This is a genomic window from Amycolatopsis lexingtonensis (genome assembly GCF_014873755.1).
GTDB classification, from domain to species: Bacteria; Actinomycetota; Actinomycetes; order Mycobacteriales; family Pseudonocardiaceae; genus Amycolatopsis; species Amycolatopsis lexingtonensis.
In genome coordinates this window covers 2,216,863-2,236,044 of record NZ_JADBEG010000001.1, presented here as the reverse complement: position 1 = coordinate 2,236,044, position 19,182 = coordinate 2,216,863, and the positions used below count along the sequence as shown (strand labels likewise).

At 71.4% G+C, this 19,182-nt stretch carries 21 protein-coding genes and 1 riboswitch; of the genes, 14 read left to right on the top strand and 7 right to left on the bottom strand.

Going from position 1 to position 19,182, the window contains the following annotated elements; all coding sequences use genetic code 11:
• Positions 1-39 precede the first annotated feature (39 nt).
• Positions 40-918, bottom strand: a complete 879-nt coding sequence (locus H4696_RS10475) for an alpha/beta fold hydrolase (protein ID WP_086860071.1) — start codon at positions 916-918, stop codon at positions 40-42.
• Positions 919-1,055: 137 nt separating this feature from the next.
• Between H4696_RS10475 and H4696_RS10470 the strand changes: the two genes are divergently transcribed.
• Positions 1,056-1,898, top strand: coding sequence for a crotonase/enoyl-CoA hydratase family protein (locus tag H4696_RS10470; RefSeq protein WP_086860073.1), 843 nt, complete (start codon positions 1,056-1,058; stop codon positions 1,896-1,898).
• A gap of 12 nt (positions 1,899-1,910) precedes the next feature.
• The gene (locus H4696_RS10465) at positions 1,911-3,614 is read left to right on the top strand and encodes an AMP-binding protein (protein WP_086860074.1); all 1,704 of its coding nucleotides are present in this window, start codon (positions 1,911-1,913) and stop codon (positions 3,612-3,614) included.
• Positions 3,615-3,716: 102 nt separating this feature from the next.
• On the opposite strand, the gene H4696_RS10460 is transcribed toward H4696_RS10465, so the two are convergent.
• On the bottom strand, positions 3,717-4,109 hold the full coding sequence (locus H4696_RS10460; protein ID WP_192782230.1) for a hypothetical protein: 393 nt from the start codon (positions 4,107-4,109) through the stop codon (positions 3,717-3,719).
• A gap of 33 nt (positions 4,110-4,142) precedes the next feature.
• The gene (locus H4696_RS49910; protein ID WP_086864869.1) at positions 4,143-4,643 is read right to left on the bottom strand and encodes a hypothetical protein; all 501 of its coding nucleotides are present in this window, start codon (positions 4,641-4,643) and stop codon (positions 4,143-4,145) included.
• A gap of 314 nt (positions 4,644-4,957) precedes the next feature.
• On the opposite strand from H4696_RS49910, the gene H4696_RS10450 reads away from it, so the two are divergent.
• The 8 genes from H4696_RS10450 (at position 4,958) to trxA (ending at position 9,257) form a co-directional block, all read left to right on the top strand.
• Positions 4,958-5,167, top strand: a complete 210-nt coding sequence (locus tag H4696_RS10450; RefSeq protein ID WP_086864868.1) for a hypothetical protein — start codon at positions 4,958-4,960, stop codon at positions 5,165-5,167.
• Between the two features lie 171 nt (positions 5,168-5,338).
• Entirely contained in the window at positions 5,339-5,959 is a 621-nt protein-coding gene (gene clsA / locus H4696_RS10445; protein WP_086864867.1) for a cardiolipin synthase ClsA, read from the top strand.
• Positions 5,960-6,052: 93 nt separating this feature from the next.
• Positions 6,053-6,436: a glycine cleavage system protein GcvH gene (gcvH, locus tag H4696_RS10440; RefSeq protein ID WP_086864866.1), complete on the top strand. Its 384-nt coding sequence runs from the start codon at positions 6,053-6,055 to the stop codon at positions 6,434-6,436.
• A gap of 137 nt (positions 6,437-6,573) precedes the next feature.
• Positions 6,574-7,044 carry a glycogen accumulation regulator GarA gene (garA, locus tag H4696_RS10435; RefSeq protein WP_086864865.1) on the top strand — a complete coding sequence of 157 codons (471 nt, stop codon included), beginning with the start codon at positions 6,574-6,576 and terminating at the stop codon, positions 7,042-7,044.
• On the top strand, positions 7,041-7,787 hold the full coding sequence (ftsR, locus tag H4696_RS10430) for a transcriptional regulator FtsR (protein WP_192782229.1): 747 nt from the start codon (positions 7,041-7,043) through the stop codon (positions 7,785-7,787). The genes garA and ftsR overlap by 4 nt, the downstream gene beginning before the upstream one ends.
• 212 nt (positions 7,788-7,999) lie before the next feature.
• Positions 8,000-8,473 carry a bifunctional nuclease family protein gene (locus H4696_RS10425; protein ID WP_009078856.1) on the top strand — a complete coding sequence of 158 codons (474 nt, stop codon included), beginning with the start codon at positions 8,000-8,002 and terminating at the stop codon, positions 8,471-8,473.
• A gap of 41 nt (positions 8,474-8,514) precedes the next feature.
• Entirely contained in the window at positions 8,515-8,910 is a 396-nt protein-coding gene (locus H4696_RS10420; RefSeq protein WP_086864863.1) for a MerR family transcriptional regulator, read from the top strand.
• Between the two features lie 11 nt (positions 8,911-8,921).
• Positions 8,922-9,257: a thioredoxin gene (trxA, locus tag H4696_RS10415; protein WP_086864873.1), complete on the top strand. Its 336-nt coding sequence runs from the start codon at positions 8,922-8,924 to the stop codon at positions 9,255-9,257.
• Here the strand turns inward: trxA and H4696_RS10410 are convergent.
• Positions 9,238-9,870 (bottom strand): TetR/AcrR family transcriptional regulator, encoded by a 633-nt coding sequence (locus H4696_RS10410; RefSeq protein WP_086864862.1) that lies wholly within the window; start codon positions 9,868-9,870, stop codon positions 9,238-9,240. The two genes, trxA and H4696_RS10410, sit on opposite strands and share 20 nt — an antisense overlap.
• A gap of 278 nt (positions 9,871-10,148) precedes the next feature.
• On the opposite strand from H4696_RS10410, the gene H4696_RS10405 reads away from it, so the two are divergent.
• Both H4696_RS10405 and gcvP read left to right on the top strand, forming a co-directional pair.
• The gene (locus H4696_RS10405; RefSeq protein WP_086864861.1) at positions 10,149-10,727 is read left to right on the top strand and encodes a MerR family transcriptional regulator; all 579 of its coding nucleotides are present in this window, start codon (positions 10,149-10,151) and stop codon (positions 10,725-10,727) included.
• A gap of 42 nt (positions 10,728-10,769) precedes the next feature.
• A riboswitch (glycine riboswitch) is annotated at positions 10,770-10,868 on the top strand.
• Positions 10,869-11,134: 266 nt separating this feature from the next.
• Positions 11,135-14,011 (top strand): aminomethyl-transferring glycine dehydrogenase, encoded by a 2,877-nt coding sequence (gene gcvP / locus H4696_RS10400; RefSeq protein ID WP_086864860.1) that lies wholly within the window; start codon positions 11,135-11,137, stop codon positions 14,009-14,011.
• A 7-nt stretch (positions 14,012-14,018) separates the two neighbouring features.
• Here gcvP and H4696_RS10395 read toward each other — a convergent pair whose 3' ends face one another.
• Together H4696_RS10395 and H4696_RS10390 are read right to left on the bottom strand one after the other, a co-directional pair.
• Positions 14,019-14,747: a helix-turn-helix transcriptional regulator gene (locus H4696_RS10395; protein ID WP_249027240.1), complete on the bottom strand. Its 729-nt coding sequence runs from the start codon at positions 14,745-14,747 to the stop codon at positions 14,019-14,021.
• Positions 14,748-14,814: 67 nt separating this feature from the next.
• Positions 14,815-15,483, bottom strand: coding sequence for a hypothetical protein (locus H4696_RS10390; protein ID WP_086864859.1), 669 nt, complete (start codon positions 15,481-15,483; stop codon positions 14,815-14,817).
• Between the two features lie 129 nt (positions 15,484-15,612).
• Between H4696_RS10390 and H4696_RS10385 the strand changes: the two genes are divergently transcribed.
• Positions 15,613-16,560 carry an NAD-dependent epimerase/dehydratase family protein gene (locus H4696_RS10385; RefSeq protein WP_169735191.1) on the top strand — a complete coding sequence of 316 codons (948 nt, stop codon included), beginning with the start codon at positions 15,613-15,615 and terminating at the stop codon, positions 16,558-16,560.
• Positions 16,557-18,731 (top strand): glycosyltransferase family 2 protein, encoded by a 2,175-nt coding sequence (locus H4696_RS10380; protein WP_086864857.1) that lies wholly within the window; start codon positions 16,557-16,559, stop codon positions 18,729-18,731. The genes H4696_RS10385 and H4696_RS10380 overlap by 4 nt, the downstream gene beginning before the upstream one ends.
• Here H4696_RS10380 and H4696_RS10375 read toward each other — a convergent pair.
• Positions 18,661-19,158 carry a GtrA family protein gene (locus H4696_RS10375; RefSeq protein WP_086864856.1) on the bottom strand — a complete coding sequence of 166 codons (498 nt, stop codon included), beginning with the start codon at positions 19,156-19,158 and terminating at the stop codon, positions 18,661-18,663. The genes H4696_RS10380 and H4696_RS10375 overlap by 71 nt on opposite strands.
• Positions 19,159-19,182: the final 24 nt, after the last annotated feature.

The following is a 19,182-nucleotide window of genomic DNA, read 5'->3' as shown; positions in this document are numbered from 1 at the left end:
GGCCCCGAGCTGCCCGTCACCCGGACCAGCGGCACCGGTTCAGTCCTCGTAGCAGCTCGCGGCGAAGTCCCGGATCGCGTCGGACAGCCGGCTCGGGTCGAACCGCAGCTCGACCGGGCTGCGCGCCTGGACGAACTCCGCGTCCGGCATGTCGATCGCCAGTGTGTCCGCGTCGCCGAACGGGTGGATCGGGTCGCCCTGGTGGCCGATCACCAGGGTGCGGGCCGTGATCTTGCGGCGGACCGACTTCGGGGGCGCGATCCGGCCGAACAGCACGCCGTGCAGCAGCGCCGCCATCGGGGCCGGGCGCTGGGAGAGCGTGTCCGTCACGACGTCGACCCACTGGTTGCCGTGCGGCACCAGGGAGGCCACCAGCGCCACCGCCTGGACCGTGACCGGCAGGAATCGGGCCGCCATCAGCAGCGGGGCGAACGTGAACAGCCCCGCGACGATCGCGTTGTCCAGCACCGGCATCTCGACGATCAGGCCGCGGACCCGCGAAGGCGCCTGCACCGCGACTTCCAGGGAGACGTTCGCGCCCAGGGACGTCCCGCCGACCACCGCCGAGTCCACTTCGAGGTGGTCGAGCAGCGCCAGGGTCTGCTCCGCGAACGACGGCATCGAGTAGAGCCACGACTCGGTCGGCCGGTCGGAGTCGCCGTGGCCGAGCAGGTCGAGCGTGACGACCCGGAAGCCGGCGCGGGCCAGCCGGCGCGCCAGCGGGGCGTGCATCCGGCGGGTCAGCATGATGCCGTGGGTGAGCACGACGACGCGGTCGCCGCTGCCGAACTCCGTGTACCAGAGCCGGTGGCCCTCGTGGTCGAACGAGCCGGTGAGCTCGATCGGGCGGGACGCGCGCCGCACCGGCGCGGCGGGGGGATCGGGCTCGATCGCGGTCGCGCTGCTGGCCGGGCTCATGTCCCACCGTCCTCCCCGGGTCGTGGTGCGAGTCTCTTTCAGGAAAGCATCCCCCGACCAGGTTGGCACGGTGACGCGCGGGTCAATTGACAAGGTGCCAATGGCGGGCCGTGGCGGGCATGGGTCAAGATGACCCCATGACCGCTACTGCTGACAGTCTGCCCGACCTCGTCTCCCTGAAGGTCGACGTCGACGGCCACGTGGCCGAAGTGACGCTTCTCGGCCCCTCGAAGGGCAACGCGATGGGCCCGGACTTCTGGCGCGAGCTGCCGCTGGTGTTCCGCGCGCTGGACGCCGACCCGCAGGTCAGGGCGATCGTGCTCACCGGCAGCGGCAAGCACTTCTCCTACGGCCTCGACCTGCCGGCGATGATGGGCGACTGGGCGCCGATGCTGGGCGGGGACAGCCTCGCCGGGCCGCGGACGGCGTTCCTCGACCAGGTCCGATCGCTGCAGGCGGCGGTCAGCTCCATCGCGGAATGCCGCAAACCGGTCGTCGCGGCCGTTTCGGGCTGGTGCATCGGCGGCGGGGTCGACGTCGTCGCGGCCGCGGACATCCGGCTGGCCAGCGCCGACGCCAAGTTCAGCGTCCGCGAGGTGCGCGTTGCCATCGTCGCGGACCTCGGCAGCCTCCAGCGCCTGGCCTCGATCATCGGCGAAGGGCACCTGCGGGAGCTCGCCCTGACCGGCAAGGACGTCGATGCCGCACGCGCCGAGAAGATCGGTCTCGTCAACGACGTGTACGAAGACCAGGACGCGCTGCTGAAGGCCGCGCGGGAACTCGCCGTGGAGATCGCTGCGAACCCGCCGCTCGTGGTGCAGGGTACGAAGCAGGTACTGGCGACGAACACCGAGCGCCAGGTCGCCGACGGCCTCCGGTACGTCGCGGCGTGGAACTCGGCGTTCCTGCCCAGCAAGGACCTCGGCGAAGCGGTCCAGGCCTTCATGGAGCGCCGCGCGCCGGAGTTCAAGGGCGAATAGAAGGAGGCAGGCGTGACCGCTTCGGAAGTCCACCACGCGTTCCGCGTGGCGCGCGACTACCTGCAGGCCCACCGCGAGGACTACGACACGGCCTACCGGGACTTCGCCTGGCCGGAGCTCGACGAGTTCAACTGGGCGATCGACTGGTTCGACGTCGTCGCGCACGACCCGGACAACGCCGAGCGGTACGCGCTGTGGATCGTCGAGGAGGACGGCACCGAGAACCGCTGGACCTACCCGGAGCTGTCCGGCCGGTCCAACCAGGTCGCGAACTGGCTGCGGAAGCTCGGTGTCCGCCGCGGCGACCGGCTGATCCTCATGCTGGGCAACCAGGGCGAGCTGTGGGAGACCATCCTCGCCGCGATCAAGCTCGGCGCCGTCATCATCCCCGCGTCGACGCTGCTCGGCCCCGCCGACCTGACCGACCGCGTCGAGCGCGGCGCGGCCAAGCACGTCGTGGTCCGCTCGGTGGACGCCGGGAAGTTCGCGGACGTCGAGGGCGGCTACACGCGGATCGCCGTGGGGGAGCCGGTCGAAGGCTGGCAGCAGTACTCGGCCGCGTTCGCCGAGTCGCCCGAGTTCGCGCCCGACAGCCCCACCAAGGCCACCGACCCGCTGCTGCTGTACTTCACCTCCGGCACCACCGCGAAGCCGAAGCTGGTGCAGCACACGCACGTTTCGTACCCGGTGGGTCACCTCTCCACCATGTACTGGATCGGGCTGCAGCCGGGCGACGTCCACCTGAACATCTCCTCGCCCGGCTGGGCGAAGCACGCGTGGAGCAACTTCTTCGCGCCGTTCAACGCCGAAGCGACAGTGTTCCTCTACAACTACAACCGGTTCGACGCGGGCGCGCTGATGGCCCAGATGGACCGCTGCGGGGTGACGAGCTTCTGCGCGCCGCCGACGGTGTGGCGGATGCTCATCCAGGCCGACCTGACGGCGCTGAAGTCGCCGCCGAAGAAGGTCGTCGGGGCGGGGGAGCCGCTCAACCCCGAGGTGATCGAGCAGGTCCGGAAGTCGTGGGGCGTGACCATCCGCGACGGCTTCGGCCAGACGGAGAGCAGCGTCCAGATCGCCAACACGCCCGGCCAGGACGTCGTGCCCGGCTCGATGGGCCGCCCGCTGCCGGGGTTCGTGGTCGCGCTGGTCGACCCGGTCAGCGGCGAGCGGGCGGCGGAGGGCGAGATCTGCCTCGACCTCCAGCACCGCCCGGTCGGCCTGATGACCGGCTACGCGGACGACGACGAGCGCACGTCGGCCGCGTTCGCCAACGGCTTCTACCACACCGGTGACGTCGGTTCGATCGACGAACGCGGCTACATCACCTACGTCGGGCGCACGGACGACGTGTTCAAGGCGTCGGACTACCGGATCTCGCCGTTCGAGCTGGAGAGCGTGCTGATCGAGCACGACGCGGTGGCGGAGGCGGCGGTCGTCCCGGCCCCCGACCCGATCCGGCTCGCGGTGCCCAAGGCGTACGTCGTGCTGGCCCCGGGCCACGAGCCGACCGCGGAGACGGCGAAGGCGATCCTCGCGTACTGCCGCGAACACCTGGCGCCGTACAAGCGGATCCGGCGGCTCGAGTTCGCGGAGCTGCCGAAGACGATCTCGGGCAAGATCCGGCGGGTGGAGCTGCGCGGCCGGGAAAGCGACCCCGCGCGCGGAGCCGGTACGGAGTTCCGGGAAGAGGACTTCCCGGAACTCAAGTCCTGACCCGTGCTCTCAAGCGCCCCAATGTGGCCTTGGTTGCGTCTTGCGCACCGAAGGCCGCCTTGGGTGCGTCTGACGCACCGAAGGCCACCTTGGGGCGCTTGGTCAGCGGCGGGTGCCTTCGACCTGGCGGCCGTCCTCGGTCGAGCACGCGGTCACCGGGTCGTTGGCACCGCTGCCGCAGGTCCACTCGTCGAGGACGATCGGGCCGGGCCCGTCGGGCGAGTTCGCCTCGGCTGGGGTCAGCTTCGCGAAGTAGTCGGTCAGCAGTTTCGTGGCCGCGGCGCAGTCGACCTTGCCGTGGGCCATGACCGCCGTCTTCGCGCCGCCGGCGCCGGTGACGTCGCCACACGGGACGCCGGGCGCGGCCGACTCCGCCGCGGCGGCGGCCGCGGGCACGGCGGAGGACGGCGCGGCGGGGGCCGGATCGCCGCCGCCGCACCCGGCCAGTGCGGCGGACGCGGCGACGAGCAGCAAGGGGTACGCGAGAGTCTTCATGGGCCCTTCAGGAGCGGAACGGTTCGGCGGGGATCACTCGGACGGCACGACGGCGGCGAACACCGTCTGCTCGCCCTTGGTGCAGGTGGTGCCGCCTTGCGCGGCGGGCGGCCCGGACGTGCACAGCCAGCCGTCGACGGTCTCGTTCACCGCGTCGTTCGAGCCGGCGCCCTGGCGGCCGCCGATCTTGCGGTGGAAGTCGCCGACGAGCTTCGTCGCCGCGGCGCAGCTGACGCCGGCGGAGCCGCTGTCGAAGACGTAGAGCGTCAGCCCGCTGGCGGCGGTCACCGTGCCGCAGGAGCCGGGCACCGACGGCGGCGCTCCGGAGGGCTTCGGCGCGGACGGGACCGCGGACGAGCTTTCCGTGGCGGGCGGCGGCGGGGGAGTGCCGGTGGACGTCGGCGTCGGGGCCGCGCTCGACACCGAGGGTGACGGCGCGGGCGCCTGGGCGGCCTGTTCGGCGGAACAGGCGGCGAGCACGGGCACGGCGAGGCAGGCCACGAGCCACGTCTTCGTGGTGGTCGGGTGGGGCACCGCGATCCTTCCTCCCCGGCTGGCTGGCCCGGTCATTCTGGCCCATCCGGGCGAGGCACCGAGGGGCGACGCGCCCACGGGTGTGCCGGAGATTACTCCAGCCGGGTGGCGGCCCGGTCCGGTGGCCACCCGAACACCGTCCACAATGGACAATTAACATTCCGTTCACGCTCCGAAACCTCAGGCCGCCCTTCAGAATCGATCGGTCTAATTCGCGCGGCGCCGGTTAACAATCCGGCCCCGCGGGCCGAAGATCTTGGTGGGAGGCACGAAGAGCTCCCGTCCCCGAAACCCGTCCCGAGCACGTGAGAGTCATGAACGCCGAAGCTGCGACCAGCACCGAAGATCCGTCCAGTCCGCCGACCGTCCCCTGCACCGTCGTCTGGTGCGGCGGCCGCCCGTACGTCCTCGAGGGGCGAGCCGGCCGCGCCCGCTGGATGGGCACCGACTACCGCGGCCGCCCCGAGTCGCTGACCAGCGCGGAGCTGCAGCGACGCGGGTGGAGCCACCGCCGCGCGAGCTGACCCGGGCGGGCCGTCGCTATCGCGGCGGCCCGGCCCCGCACACCCGGCGGCGGCTGTCTTGGTGCCGAACGCGCTCCGCCGCCGATCCGGAAGGCCGAGATCGATGATCCGCCCGGCCCGCGCCGGCGCACCACCCGGCGCCGCCACCCTGCCCCGCTGTTTAATGGCCCGGTGAGCACAGCCGCGCCCGAACCCGCCGCTCAGGCGGGCGCCCCCGAGCCGTCCCTGCTGCGGCAGGCGATGAACGTTCCCAACATGCTGTCCCTCTTGCGGCTGGCCGGCGTGCCGGTGTTCCTCTGGCTGCTGCTCGGCCCGGAGGAGGACGGCTGGGCGCTCGCCGTCCTCGTCTTCAGCGCGCTCACCGACTGGCTCGACGGCAAGCTCGCCCGCTGGCTCAACCAGATGTCCCGGCTCGGCCAGCTGCTCGACCCCGCCGCCGACCGGCTCTACATCCTCGCCACGCTCATCGCGTTCCTGGCCCGCGAGATCATCCCGTGGTGGGTCGTCGTCCCGCTCCTCCTGCGCGAAGCCGTCCTCGGGGTGTGCGTGCTGACGCTGCGCCGCCGCGGGTTCGCCCCGCCGGAGGTCACCTACATCGGCAAGGGCGCCACCTTCGTCCTGATGTACGCCTTCCCGTTCCTGCTGCTGGCGCAAGGCGGCTCCGACGTCGCCGCGGTCGCCCGGCCGATCGGCTACGCGTTCACCATCTGGGGCGGCGTCCTGTACGTCTGGTCCGGCGTGCTCTACGTCGTCCAGGCCCGCAACGCCCTGCGCGGCGCCGCGGACGAGTGAGCTTCGCCCGGGTCGGGCCCGGCGGTTGCGCCGTGTGGGTGTAAGACTTCGCCCAGCACGTTTCGCCAGTGAGGGCATGAAAGGGGACCGGCGGTGTCCGCTCCTGAAGAGCTTCGCTACACCGAGGAACACGAGTGGGTCGCCACCCGCGAGGAGACGCTCGTCCGCGTGGGCATCACCGAGTACGCGCAAGACCAGCTGGGCGACGTCGTGTTCGTCGACCTGCCCGAGGTCGGCCGCCAGCTCACCGCGGGCGACGTCTTCGGCGAGGTCGAGTCGACCAAGAGCGTCTCCGAGCTGTTCGCGCCGGTCGACGGCGAGATCGTCGCGGTGAACGACTCGGTCGCCGACTCGCCGGAACTGATCAACAGCGACCCCTACGGCGAGGGCTGGCTGATCGAGATCCGGCTCGACGACCCGGCGGGTCTGGAAGCGCTGCTCGAAGCCGAGGCCTACGACGCGCTGACCAAGGGCTGAAGCCCGCTCCCACCCGGTCGGACCAGCACTGCGCCGGTTCGGGGAGCCGGGGCTCGGAGAATCGATCAGGCACGGTACGTTGGCAGCTACACGTTCTTGAGTACTAGGCAACACAGCATGTGTGGAGGAGAGCTCAGGTGAGCACGAACGACGGGCCCGGCGGCGTTCCCCCGGAGCAGTCTCCGGAGCGGACCTCTGTCTTTCGGGCCGACTTCCTGGCCGAAGTCGAAGGCCACGAGCCCGCTCCCGCCGCGGAGGCGCCCGTCCAGGGCGTCGACGCCCTGCCGGCGGGTTCGGCGCTGCTGGTCGTGAAGCGCGGGCCCAACGCGGGCTCGCGGTTCCTGCTCGACCGCGACACCACCAGCGCCGGGCGGCACCCGGACAGCGACATCTTCCTGGACGACGTGACGGTCTCGCGCCGGCACGCCGAATTCCGGCGTGAGGGTGGCGAGTTCGTCGTCATCGACGTCGGCAGCCTCAACGGCACCTACGTCAACCGCGAGCCGGTCGACCAGGCCGTCCTCGCCGGGGGCGACGAGGTCCAGATCGGGAAGTTCCGCCTGGTCTTCCTGACCGGCCCGGGGCACGGGGGCCAGGGGGCGCAGTGACGGCGGCCGGACGGCCACAACGCGACGGGTTGAGCATCGGGGCCGTTCTCGCGCAGCTGCGCGGCGAATTCCCCGATGTCACCATCTCCAAGATCCGGTTCCTCGAAGCCGAAGGCCTGGTCCAGCCGGGCCGGACGCCTTCGGGGTACCGGCAGTTCGCCGCGGCGGACGTGGAGCGTCTCAGGTTCGTCCTGGCCGCCCAGCGGGACCACTACCTCCCGTTGAAGGTCATCAAGGAACAGCTGGACGCGGCGGACTCGGGTGCCGAGCCCGCCGCGGCCCTGCCCCGGCCACCGCGCCGGCTGGTGCCGATCGACGCGCCGGTCGAGAACGTCGGCCTGCCCGTGGCGGACGACTTCACCGCGGGCCGGGAGCTGCGCCTGACCCAGGAGGAACTCCTGGAGCAGGCGGGCATCGACGCGGCCGCCCTGGCCGAGCTGCAGCAGTACGGCCTGGTCCGGCCCGGTCCCGCCGGGTTCTTCGACCCGGACGCGGTGCTGGTGGCGCGGACGGTGCGGGCGATGACCGAATTCGGTATCGAGCCGAGACACCTGCGTGCCTTCCGCGCCGCGGCCGACCGCGAGGTCGGGTTGCTGGAGCAGATCGTGACCCCGGTGTACCGGCATCGTGACCCGGAGGCGAAATCGAGGGCCGACGAAGTGGTGCGAGAGCTGGCGGCACTGTCCGTGACGCTGCACACGCTCCTCGTCAAGGCCGGAATCCGTGGCGTCGCCGGGTGTTGATCGTAACGGGGCAGTGAGATCCTCTTTGCGGTCCCATGTCAATGACTGAATGTTCGGCACCGCATGCCGTACCGTGAAGGCACGGGTTTGCGGCAGGCGAACCGAGAGAGCCGGACAGCGAGCACAGCGCGCGGATGACGGGTAGCGTCGACAGTGGTGGCGCGAAGCCGTTCCACCGCTGAAGCCCGTGCACGAGAGGGAGGCGAAATCCGATGAGCGAAATGCGCGTCGTCGGGGTGCGGGTCGAGCTGCCCGCGAATCAGCCGATCTTGTTGCTGCGGGAAACCGAGGGCGAACGGTACCTGCCGATCTGGATCGGCTCGGTCGAGGCCACCGCCATCGCGTTGGAGCAGCAGGGAGTCCGCCCGGCCCGTCCGCTCACGCATGACCTGCTGAAAGAGGTCATCGGGGCGCTCGGCCGGGAGCTCGAGCAGGTCGTCATCACCGACCTCAAGGAAGGCACGTTCTTCGCGGAACTGGTCTTCGACGGCGACATCCGGGTGTCCGCCCGGCCGAGCGACTCGGTCGCGCTGGCCCTGCGGATCGGTGTCCCCATCCACGCCGTGGACGCGGTGCTGGAAGAGGCCGGCCTGATCATCCCGGACGAGCAGGAGGACGAGGTCGAGAAGTTCCGCGAGTTCCTCGACTCCGTGTCGCCGGAAGACTTCCGCGGAGCGGACACCTGAGAACTTGCCTTGACGCGGACGTCAACGTCTAGCGTCGGGGTATGCGGATCGGAGAATTGGCGCAGCGCACGGGTGTCACCACCCGTGCGCTGCGTTTCTACGAGGACCAGGGTCTTCTCGCGGCCCGTCGCTCGGCGAACGGTTACCGCGAATACGACGAGGACGACCTCCAGCTGGTCAAGGAGATCCAGACCCTCCAGACGGTCGGGCTGACGTTGGAGGAGACGCGCCCGTTCGTCGAGTGCCTGCGCAGCGGCCACGAAACCGGCGACTCCTGCGCGAATTCGATCGAGGTCTACCGCCGCAAGCTCGAAGAAGCCGACGCACTCCTGGCCCGGCTCGGCGGGATCCGCGCCGAACTGGCCGCGAAGCTCGCCGGAGCGCTCGCCCGGCAGGCGCCCGATCCGTGTGTCGTGCCCGAATCCCCGCGTCCGTGAAGGAGACCGTGGTGTCCGAAGTCAGTGCTGTCACCGATGCGGCGTTCGCCGAGGTCCTCGGCAGCGACGTCCCCGTGCTGGTCGAGTTCTGGGCCACCTGGTGCGGCCCGTGCCGGATGGTCGGCCCGGTGCTGGCCCAGCTGGCCACCGAGCGGGCCGGGCAGCTCGCCATCCGCAAGATCAACGCGGACGAGAACCCGGAGACCACCCGGTCCTACCAGGTCATGTCGCTGCCGACGATGATCCTGTTCCGCGGCGGGGAACCGGTCGAGACCATCGTCGGCGCGTTCCCGAAGGCCCGCATCGAGGAGCGGCTCGACCGGGCCCTCACGGCGCCGTCGCTTTGACGAACGTGTCCGCCACCTCGCGGCCGTACTTCTCCACGTCCAGCGCCGGGTCGGCGGCGTAGGCCGCGGCGACGCCGTCGATGGCCTGCGCGATCGACATCGCCATCACCTCGGGCGTGAAGTCGCCGAAGACGCCCTCCGCCTGGCCCTGTTTGAGCTGACGGGCCAGCCCGTGCACCCGCAGGTCGTCGACCAGCACCTTCGTCATCACCCAGCCGTCGACGTCGTCGGCGTTGGCGGCCAGCTCGGTCAGGACCCGGACGCATTCCGGGTACGCGCGCAGGAACGCGATCGACGTCTCGATGTGCGCCCGCAGGTAGCCGCGCCGGTCGGCGGGGTCGAGCCCGCCGCCGGTGCGTTCGGTCAGGTAGTCGTTCTTCGTCTGGACGACCGCGCTCAGCACGGCCTGCATCAGGCCGGCCTTGTTCGTGAAGTGGTAGGAGATCAGCCGGGTGCTGCTGAGCCCGGCGCGTTCCTTGATCTTGGCGAACGTCGTGCGGCGGTACCCCAGGTCGGCGAGGACGCCGATGGTCGCGCCGATGATCTGCGCGCGGCGGGCGGCCTCGGCTGGGCTGAGTCCCAGTTCGGCCAGGTGTTCGGTCTTTACTTGCATGAGTAAAAAGTTACTCGACTGAGTAAATCGGGTCAAGGGGTTTAAGTCCGCGTGTGCCGGGTACGGCGAACGGCTCAAAGGCTCATCCGACCGTTGAGGCTTGCCGCGCGTCGCGTTGACCGGCACTGTCCCGGCGCTTACCGTCGAAGGAGGTAAATCGCCACGGTGTGATTCACGGTCTGGGGCCGGATCGTGGCGATTGATCTCCGGTGGGTCCCGCTCCTGGGACTCCCCGGCTGTCATTCGCCGGCCACCAGGTCGGGCGAGGGGAGGCTTGCGTGGTCGAGGCTGGTTCCGAGAAGCAGCCTGTTGAGGTCGCGAGTGGCGAGCAGGGTGAGCTGTTCCCCGACAACTCGCTGCCGGACGAGCTGGTGGGTTACCGCGGCCCGGCCGCGTGCCAGATCGCCGGGATCACCTACCGCCAGCTCGACTACTGGGCCCGGACGAAGCTGGTCGCACCCAGCATCCGCACGGCGCACGGCTCCGGCTCGCAGCGGCTGTACTCGTTCAAGGACATCCTGGTCCTCAAGGTCGTCAAGCGGCTGCTGGACACCGGGGTCTCGCTCCAGAACATCCGGGTCGCCGTCGACCACCTGCGCGTGCGCGGGGTCCGCGACCTGGCCAGGGTGACGCTGTTCTCCGACGGCACCACCGTCTACGAATGCACCTCGCCGGAGGAGATCGTCGATCTGCTCCAGGGCGGCCAAGGCGTCTTCGGTATCGCGGTCAGCGGCGCCATGCAGGAAATCAGCGGGACGATCCACGAGTTCCCGGCCGAACGCGCCGACGGCGGTGTCGTCGAGACGCACCAGCCGGACGAGCTCACCCAGCGCCGCAACGCACGCAAGACCGGTTGATCACCGCCGCGGCGGACGGAGTAAGGTTCTCCTTGCGGTCGACGAACCCGCGCGGGAGAGTCCGAGCCTCATATTGAGCTCGGCGCCGAAGGAGCAAGTCCTCCCCGGAACCTCTCAGGCACCCTGGACCGCGCGGATGAGACGCCTCTGGAAAGCGGGTCGTCAGGACACAGCCTGATGGCCCCGCCGACGGTGCAAGCCCGGCTCAACCACGCGGGCGAAACTCTCAGGCGCCCTTCGGGGTACGGACAGAGTGGGGAGGGTGCCTCGCTCATGGCGAGGCATGCTCGCGGCACGCGCTCGCCGCTCTCGCGCGGCGTGTCTTGTGGGGGTGCAACCCCCACACCCCGCCCGGAGGGCTTCGCCCCCGGACCCCCGACCGTGGTCGCGTTCGCAGGGAGGCCTCCGTGAATCCGTCACTCGCCTCCCTGGAACAGGGGATTCCCTTCGCCGAGCGGCACCTCGGGCCCGGTCCCGGCGAACTCCGGCACATCCTCGACGTCATCGGGGTCGCTTCCCTCGACGAACTCGCCGAACACGCCGTTCCCGAGTCGCTGCGCGCGTCCGCCGAGCCGCTCGAACTGCCGTCGGCGGCCTCCGAAGCCCAGGCGCTGGCCGAACTGCGCGCGCTGGCCGCCCGCAACCGGCCGACCGCCGCGATGATCGGGCTCGGCTACCACGACACCGTGACCCCGCCGGTGATCCGGCGGAACGTGCTCGAGAACCCGGCCTGGTACACCGCCTACACGCCGTACCAGCCGGAAATCTCCCAAGGGCGGCTCGAAGCGCTGCTCAACTTCCAGACCATGATCGCGGACCTGACCGCGCTCCCGGTCGCGAACGCCTCCCTCCTCGACGAAGCCACCGCGGCCGCCGAGGCGATGACGCTGGTGCGGCGGGCCGGGAAGTCCGCGTCGCACCGGTTCGTCGTCGACCAGGACACCCTGCCGCAGACGCTCGCCGTGCTGCGGACGCGGGCCGAGCCGCTCGGGATCGAGCTGGTCGTGGAAGACCTGTCCCAGGGACTCACCGGGCTGGGGCTCGGCGGCGACTTCTTCGGCGTGCTGCTGGCCTACCCGGGCGCTTCGGGCGCGGTGCGCGAACTCGACCTGACCATCGCGGACGCCAAGAAGCACGGCGCCGCGGTGGTCGTGGCCGCGGACCCGCTCGCCTTGACGCTGCTGCGGCCGCCGGGTGAGCTCGGCGCCGACGTCGCCGTGGGGTCGACGCAGCGGTTCGGCGTCCCGCTCGGCTTCGGTGGTCCGCACGCGGCCTACCTCGCGGTGCGGAAGGGGCTCGAGCGGCAGCTGCCCGGCCGCTTGGTCGGTGTCTCGGCCGACGCCGACGGCGCGCCCGCGTACCGGCTCGCGCTGCAGACGCGCGAGCAGCACATCCGCCGCGAGAAGGCGACTTCGAACATCTGCACCGCGCAGGTCCTGCTGGCCGTCATGGCGTCGATGTACGCCGTGTACCACGGGCCTGATGGCCTCCGCGCGATCGCGCTGCGGGCCCACCGGATGGCCACCGTGCTCGCCGCCGGCCTGGCCGAAGGCGGCGTCGAGGTCGTGCACGGCGAGTTCTTCGACACCGTGACCGCGGCGGTGCCGGGCCGGGCCGACGCGGTCGTCGCGGCGGCCCGCGACCTCGGCGTCTCCCTGCGCCGGATCGACGAAGACCACGTCGGCGTCGCCTGCGACGAGACGACCACGCGGGAGCGGCTTTCCTTCGTGTGGAAGGCGTTCGGCGTCTCGGTGTCCGATGTGGACGGCCTGGACGCGGACACGGCCGACGCGCTCCCGGCGCCGTTGCGGCGCACGAGCGAGTTCCTCACGCACCCGGTGTTCCACGAGCACCGGTCGGAAACCGCGATGCTGCGGTACCTGCGCCGGCTGGCCGACCGGGACTACGCGCTCGACCGCGGCATGATCCCGCTCGGCTCCTGCACGATGAAGCTCAACGCCACCGCGGAGATGGAACCGGTCACCTGGCCGGAGTTCGCCGGGCTGCACCCGTTCGCGCCCGCCGAGGACGCCGCCGGCCTGCTCGAAGTGGTGGCCGACCTGAGCGCCTGGCTCGCGCGGATCACCGGCTACGACGCGGTTTCGCTGCAGCCCAACGCCGGGAGCCAGGGCGAGTTCGCCGGCCTGCTGGCGATCCGCGCCTACCACCGCTCGCGCGGCGAGGGCGCGCGGGACGTCTGCCTGATCCCGGCCAGCGCGCACGGCACGAACGCGGCGAGCGCCGTGATGGCGGGGATGCGGGTGGTCGTCGTCCGCTGCGACGACGCCGGGAACATCGACCTCGCCCACCTGCGGTCCACTGTGGACGAGCACCGCGGCGACCTGGCCGCGATCATGCTGACCTACCCGTCGACGCACGGGGTGTACGAGGACACCGTCGGCGAGGTCTGCGCGGCGGTGCACGACGCGGGCGGGCAGGTGTACGTCGACGGCGCCAACCTGAACGCGCTGATCGGCGTCGCCCAGTACGGCCGGTTCGGCGCCGACGTGTCGCACCTCAACCTGCACAAGACGTTCTGCATCCCGCACGGTGGCGGCGGCCCCGGCGTCGGGCCGATCGGGGTCCGCGCGCACCTGGCGGCGTTCCTGCCGAACCACCCGCTGCAGCCGGCGGCCGGCCCCGCGACCGGCGTCGGCCCGGTCAGCGCGGCGCCGTGGGGCAGTGCGTCGATCCTGCCGATCTCGTGGGCGTACGTCCGGATGATGGGCGCCGCCGGCCTGCGCCGGGCGACGCTCGTGGCGGTGGCCAACGCCAACTACATCGCCCGGCGCCTCGGCGAGCACTACCCGGTGCTGTACGCCGGCCGGTCGGGTTTCGTGGCGCACGAGTGCATCCTGGACCTGCGGCCGCTGACGAAGGCGACGGGCGTGACCGTGGACGACGTCGCGAAGCGGCTGGCGGACTACGGGCTGCACGCGCCGACGATGTCGTTCCCGGTCGCGGGCACGCTGATGGTCGAGCCGACCGAGAGCGAGGACCTGGCCGAGCTGGACCGCTTCTGCGCGGCGATGATCGCGATCCGCGCGGAGATCGACCGCGTGGCGTCGGGGGAGTGGCCCCTGGCGGAGTCCCCGCTACGGCTGGCCCCGCACACGGCGGGCTGCCTGGCCGGCGACTGGAACCGCCCGTACAGCCGCGAGACGGCGGTGTTCCCGGCGGGCCGGACGGCGGCGAAGATCTGGCCCCCGGTCCGCCGCATCGACGGTGCGTCCGGCGACCGCAACCTGGTCTGCTCCTGCCCGCCCCCGGAAGCCTTCGCCTGACGACCGTTCACGGATTCGTCAGGCGGAGCAGCAGCTCGGTGCGGCTGGTGACGTCGAGTTTGCGGTAGATCTGCTGCAGGTGCTTCTGCACCGTGCGCGGGCTGATGCCGAGGCGGCGGGCGATCTCGCGGTCGGTGGCAGCCCGCGCGACCAGATCGGCCACCTCCTGCTCGCGGACGGTCAGCTCCGGAGGCGTGCCGGTGACCGGCCGGACCGCCGGGCGCTCGTGCCGGGCGAACGCCTGGGCCAGGTGAGGCGCGAGCAGCTCGACCAGGTCGTGGTCCCGGGCCGAGAACCCGGGCCGCGACCGGCTGAGCGTCAGGACGCGCCCGTGGCGGTCGTCGACCTGGACCACGCACAGCAGCTGGTCGACGGTCCCGCGCGGGCGGTAGAAGTCGGTGTAGAACGGCAGTCCGCGCAACGTCCGCAGGTCGGCGAGATCGGTCAACGCGGCCGCCGTACCCAGCCGCAGCGACCCCGAGCGGTGTGCCGCGAAGCCCGGGTGCTGGTGGGCCAGTGCCCGGAACTCCGGGTGGCGCATCAGGTTCTGCTCCGGCCGGTCGGTCACCGTGCCGGTCAGCCGGCGGGTCGTGTGCTCGGTGCTCGTGCACGAGATGACGTCGCAGCCGACCAGCCGGCCCAGTCCTGCCAGTGCTTCGCCCGGCCCCGCCGTCTTCAGCTCGCGCACGACTTCGAAGGCGCGGTGCAGGCACCGCGCCGTCACTTCACTGCTCACTCGCATCCCCCTCGGTTCTCCCGGTCGGAAAAGACCCGGGCGAACCGAGGGAGATACGAACCGGCTGTTACCGGGCGATCCGGACGTTCAGCGTGGTGTTCGAACCCGCGCTCACCATCGACTGCGCGATGCTGCTGATCCCGGCCGGCGCGCTGTAGGAGTTGTTGTTGCTGTCGTCCTCGTCGTCGGTGTGGAAGAAGCCCGACGAGTCGACCCCGGAGAACACGAGGTAGCCGAAGCCGACGTTCGGGAACGCCGTCGTCGTGGCCACCCCCGGCGCGAACAGGCAGAACCGCAGCAGCGTGTTGCTGTCGCTCACGTTCGGGAAGATGTTGCCCGAGAACGAGTTGTTGTTGCTGTCGTCCTCGTTGTCGAACCGGCGCGAGAACTCCTGCGAGCCGTTCGGGCAGTTCGCGCCCAGCTTCAGCACCGCGTAGGGCCGGAACGAGCCGGACTGCGTAACGCCGCGGAACGCGGTGCCGTTCACCCGGCAGAAGAACATCTCCGTGTTGCTCGTGCTGCTGACCGCGCCGATGAACCCGCCCCGCGAGTTGGCGTTGCCCGAGTCCTCGTCGTCCGTCCGGATCACGATCGCCTCGGTACCGACCGGGCACGACCGGCTGGACGGGATGACGCCGACATCGGTCGTCGCCGCCTGGGCGGGCGCGGCCGACACGGTGAGAGCTCCCGCGAGCGAAGCCAGGAGCAGGGCCGAAACGGTGAAGAGTCGCTTCATGGTGTGTCTTCCTCCCCATTGCTGTGTGACCGCTCAAGGACACCAACCCGGCCGGGGGCGCGGCCATACGCACTTCTGCGTACGCGGGCCCACGGCGTGCGCACAGGTTCGGGAGGTAGGTTGACCGCCATGGCGAGTGCGCACGGTCCTGATCGGACGTCCGTGGTCGTGACCGGCGGCAGCGGCTTCATCGGCCGGGCCGTCGTGCGCGCCTTTCGCGACCGGGGCGTGCCGGTCACCGTCGTCGACCGGGTGTCGTTCCCCGAGGACGCCGACGGCGTCCGCGTGGTGACCGGTGACCTCCGCGAAGCCGCCGTCCGCGAGGAGGCTGTCACCCCGGAGACCGCCGGGATCGTGCATCTCGCCGCGCTGACGTCGGTGCTGAAGTCGGTCGAGCTGCCCGAGGACACCTTCGCCGACAACGTACTGGTCACCCAGGAACTGCTCGAGCTCGCCCGCCGCCGGGACGTGCCGAAGTTCCTGCTCGCTTCCACCAATGCGGTCATCGGCGACGTCGGCACCGCGACGATCACCCCGGACCTGCCGCTGCGGCCGCTGACGCCGTACGGCGCCACCAAGGCGGCGTGCGAAATGCTGCTGTCGGGCTACGCCGGCGCGTACGGCATGACGACGTGTGCCTTGCGGTTCACCAACGTCTACGGCCCGGGAATGTCCCACAAGGACAGTTTCGTGCCGCGCATGATGCGCGCCGCGCGCACCGGCGGCGGTGTGAAGGTCTACGGCGACGGGCGCCAGCGCCGCGACCTCGTGCACGTCGACGACGTCGTCGGGGCGATCCTCTCGGCCTTCGACAGCGGGTACACCGGCCGCGCGATCGTCGGGGCCGGGCGTTCGGTGTCGGTGCTGGAGATGGTCGAGGCCGTCCGCGAGGTGACCGGCGCCGAGCTGCCCGTCGAGCACGTCGAGGCGCCGGCCGGGGAGATGCCCGCGGTGGTCGTCGACGTCTCGGCCAGCGCGGCGACGATCGGCTACCGGCCCTCGGTCTCGCTGGTCGACGGCCTGGCCACGGCGTGGAAGTACTTCTCCGGGCTCGACCGTCCGAACGCGACACCGTGACGGCGTTCCTGCGCCGCCATTGGCTGCTGCTCCTGCTCCTCGTCCCGGCGATCGTCCTGCGGGTGCTGACCTGGCTCGCCTACAAACCCGCGCTGCTGTACATCGATTCGTTCCGCTACATCGACAACCTGCACGCCCTGCGCGCCGACCAGCTGAACCCGATCGGCTACGACCTCGTGCTGCGGCCGCTGCTCGCGGTCGGCGGCCTGGCGTGGGTCGCGGCGGTCCAGCACGCCGGCGGGATCCTGGTCGCGATCGGCCTCTACGCGCTGGTGCTGCGGCTCGGCGGCCGTCCGTGGGTCGCGGCGCTCGCCGCGGTGCCGGTGCTGCTCGACGCCTACCAGCTGCAGATCGAGCAGAACATCATGTCCGAGGTCCTCTTCGAGGCGGTGCTGCTCGGGCTGCTGTGGCTGCTGCTCGGCCGGGGCACGCCGGGCTGGAAGCGCGCCGGCGCCGCGGGACTGCTGCTCGGCTTCGGCGTGCTGACCCGGCTGATCGGCATCTCCCTCGCCCTGCCGCTGGTGGTCTTCCTGGTCGTCGCCGGGGGAGCGTGGCGGCACTGGGCGGGCTGGCGCCGGGCCGGTGCCGGGGTGCTGGGGCTGCTCGTCGTGCTCGTGCCGTACTCGGCGCGCGTGCATTCGGAGACCGGCAAGTGGGGGCTGACCGGGCCGTCGGGGAACATGCTCTACGGCCGCACCGCCGCCGTCGCGGATTGCCCGAACCTCCACCTCTCGCCGGAACTGCGGGTGTTCTGCCCGGCCGAGCCGCGCGAAACCCGGCTCGTGGACAACTACACGCACGCCGACCTCGACCCGAACTGGCCCGGCGCGCTCCCGCCGGGCGCCGACAAGGCCGCGCTGGCCCACGAGTTCGCGATCGACGTCCTGAAGGAGCAGCCCGGCGACGTCGCCGCCGCGGTCCTCGACGACTTCGCCAAGAGCTTCGCCTGGTCCCGCGAGCAGGACCCGACCGACGTGCCGCTCGACCGGTGGCAGTTCCAGCTGTCCTACCCGCAGTGGGCCGACCAGTCCTTGATCGACCTGGTCACGCGGCAGAACGACGGCGTCGTCGCGAGCGTCGACCAGCCACTGGCGAAGATCCTGCGTGACTACCAGCTGGGCGGCGGGTACGTCTCCGGCGGCGTGCTCGGGATCGGCGCGCTGCTCGGCCTGCTGACGGTCTTCCGGCGCAAGAAGCCGCTGGACCGCGCACAGGCGGGCGCGCTCCTGGCGGCGTCGAGCGGCCTGGTCCTGCTCTTCGCGTCCGCGGTCTTCCTGTTCTCGTGGCGCTACCAGATCCCGGCGCTCGTGCTGTTCCCCGTGGCCGGGGCACTCGGCTTCACGACGCTGACCTCGGCCAGCCGGAAACGCCTCGCCGCCTTCCCCGACGACGTCGATTCGGGGGCACTGGCCGGCTTCCGGGACCGCCACCCCGAGCTGAAGCTCGCTCCGCTGACCGTCGTCATCGCGGCGTACAACGAGGCCGGCGGCGTCGGTGAGGTCCTGGAGAAGATGCCGGACCGGTGCCTCGGGATGCCGGTGGACGTCCTCGTCGTCGTCGACGGCGGGACCGACGACACGGCCGCGATCGCCGAGGCGCACGGCGCGTACGTGTGCGTGGCGCCGCGCAACCGCGGCCAGGGCGCGGCGCTGCGCTTGGGTTACCACCTGGCGGCGGAGTGCGGCGCCGAGTACGTCGTGACGACCGACGCCGACGGGCAGTACGACAACTCCGAGCTGGAAGCGCTGGTCAGCCCGGTCGTCGAGGGCACCGCGGACTTCGTCACCGGGTCCCGGCGGCTCGGGCACGAGGAGGCCGACAGCCGCGTCCGGTGGCTCGGCGTCCGGGTGTTCGCCGTGCTGGCGTCGGTGCTGACCGCGCGGCGGATCACCGACACGTCGTTCGGGTTCCGCGCGATGCGGGCCGAGCTGGCCTGCGTGGTGCCGCTCAACGAACCGCAGTACCAGTCGTCGGAGCTGATGCTCGGTGTCACCGCGCGCGGCGCCCGCGTGCTCGAGCTGCCGATGAGCATGCGGCTGCGCAAGGCGGGCAAGAGCAAGAAGGGTGGCAGCCTGGTCTACGGCGCCAACTACGCGCGCGTCATGACCGGGACGTGGTGGCGGGGGTACGTGCTGCGCCGCGGCCGAACACGAGCCGGTCGAGCAGGGTGAACTTCACGGCGAACACCACCGCGTAACTGGCCACGTACGCGCCGTCGACCAGCACGATCCACCAGAAGTGCGGCAGGGCGAGCGGGGTCAGCAGCGACCCGGCCAGCGTGGTCAGCCCGATCGAGGCGAGGCCGCCGAGACCGATGACGGCCAGGTAGGGGAGCAGTTCCCGGCGGACGCGCGGCCGCCCGGTGCGGCCCCACACCCAGCGGCGGGTGACCAGGAAGTTCAGCACCGCCCCGGCGGCCCAGGCCAGTGTGCCGGCGAGCGCGGCGGCACCGCCGGTGGCGAGGACGGCGAGCAGGACGACCTGGCTGAGGACCGTGGCGGCGACCGACGTCGCGGCGGCGCGGGCCAGCCGGGCCCAGCCGCGGCGGCGCGTCTTGTCCGTTGTGCGGGGCCGCACGCCGTTGGTTACGGTCGTCATGTCCCCATCCTCCCCGTGGGCCGG

Coding starts and splice junctions, on each gene's coding strand:
- H4696_RS10475 (WP_086860071.1), bottom strand. CDS start 918: ATGAGCCCGGCCAGCAGCGCGACCGCGATCGAGCCCGATCCCCCCGCC.
- H4696_RS10470 (WP_086860073.1), top strand. CDS start 1,056: ATGACCGCTACTGCTGACAGTCTGCCCGACCTCGTCTCCCTGAAGGTC.
- H4696_RS10460 (WP_192782230.1), bottom strand. CDS start 4,109: ATGAAGACTCTCGCGTACCCCTTGCTGCTCGTCGCCGCGTCCGCCGCA.
- H4696_RS10450 (WP_086864868.1), top strand. CDS start 4,958: ATGAACGCCGAAGCTGCGACCAGCACCGAAGATCCGTCCAGTCCGCCG.
- H4696_RS10425 (WP_009078856.1), top strand. CDS start 8,000: ATGAGCGAAATGCGCGTCGTCGGGGTGCGGGTCGAGCTGCCCGCGAAT.
- H4696_RS10420 (WP_086864863.1), top strand. CDS start 8,515: ATGCGGATCGGAGAATTGGCGCAGCGCACGGGTGTCACCACCCGTGCG.
- H4696_RS10410 (WP_086864862.1), bottom strand. CDS start 9,870: ATGCAAGTAAAGACCGAACACCTGGCCGAACTGGGACTCAGCCCAGCC.
- H4696_RS10390 (WP_086864859.1), bottom strand. CDS start 15,483: ATGAAGCGACTCTTCACCGTTTCGGCCCTGCTCCTGGCTTCGCTCGCG.
- H4696_RS10385 (WP_169735191.1), top strand. CDS start 15,613: ATGGCGAGTGCGCACGGTCCTGATCGGACGTCCGTGGTCGTGACCGGC.
- H4696_RS10375 (WP_086864856.1), bottom strand. CDS start 19,158: ATGACGACCGTAACCAACGGCGTGCGGCCCCGCACAACGGACAAGACG.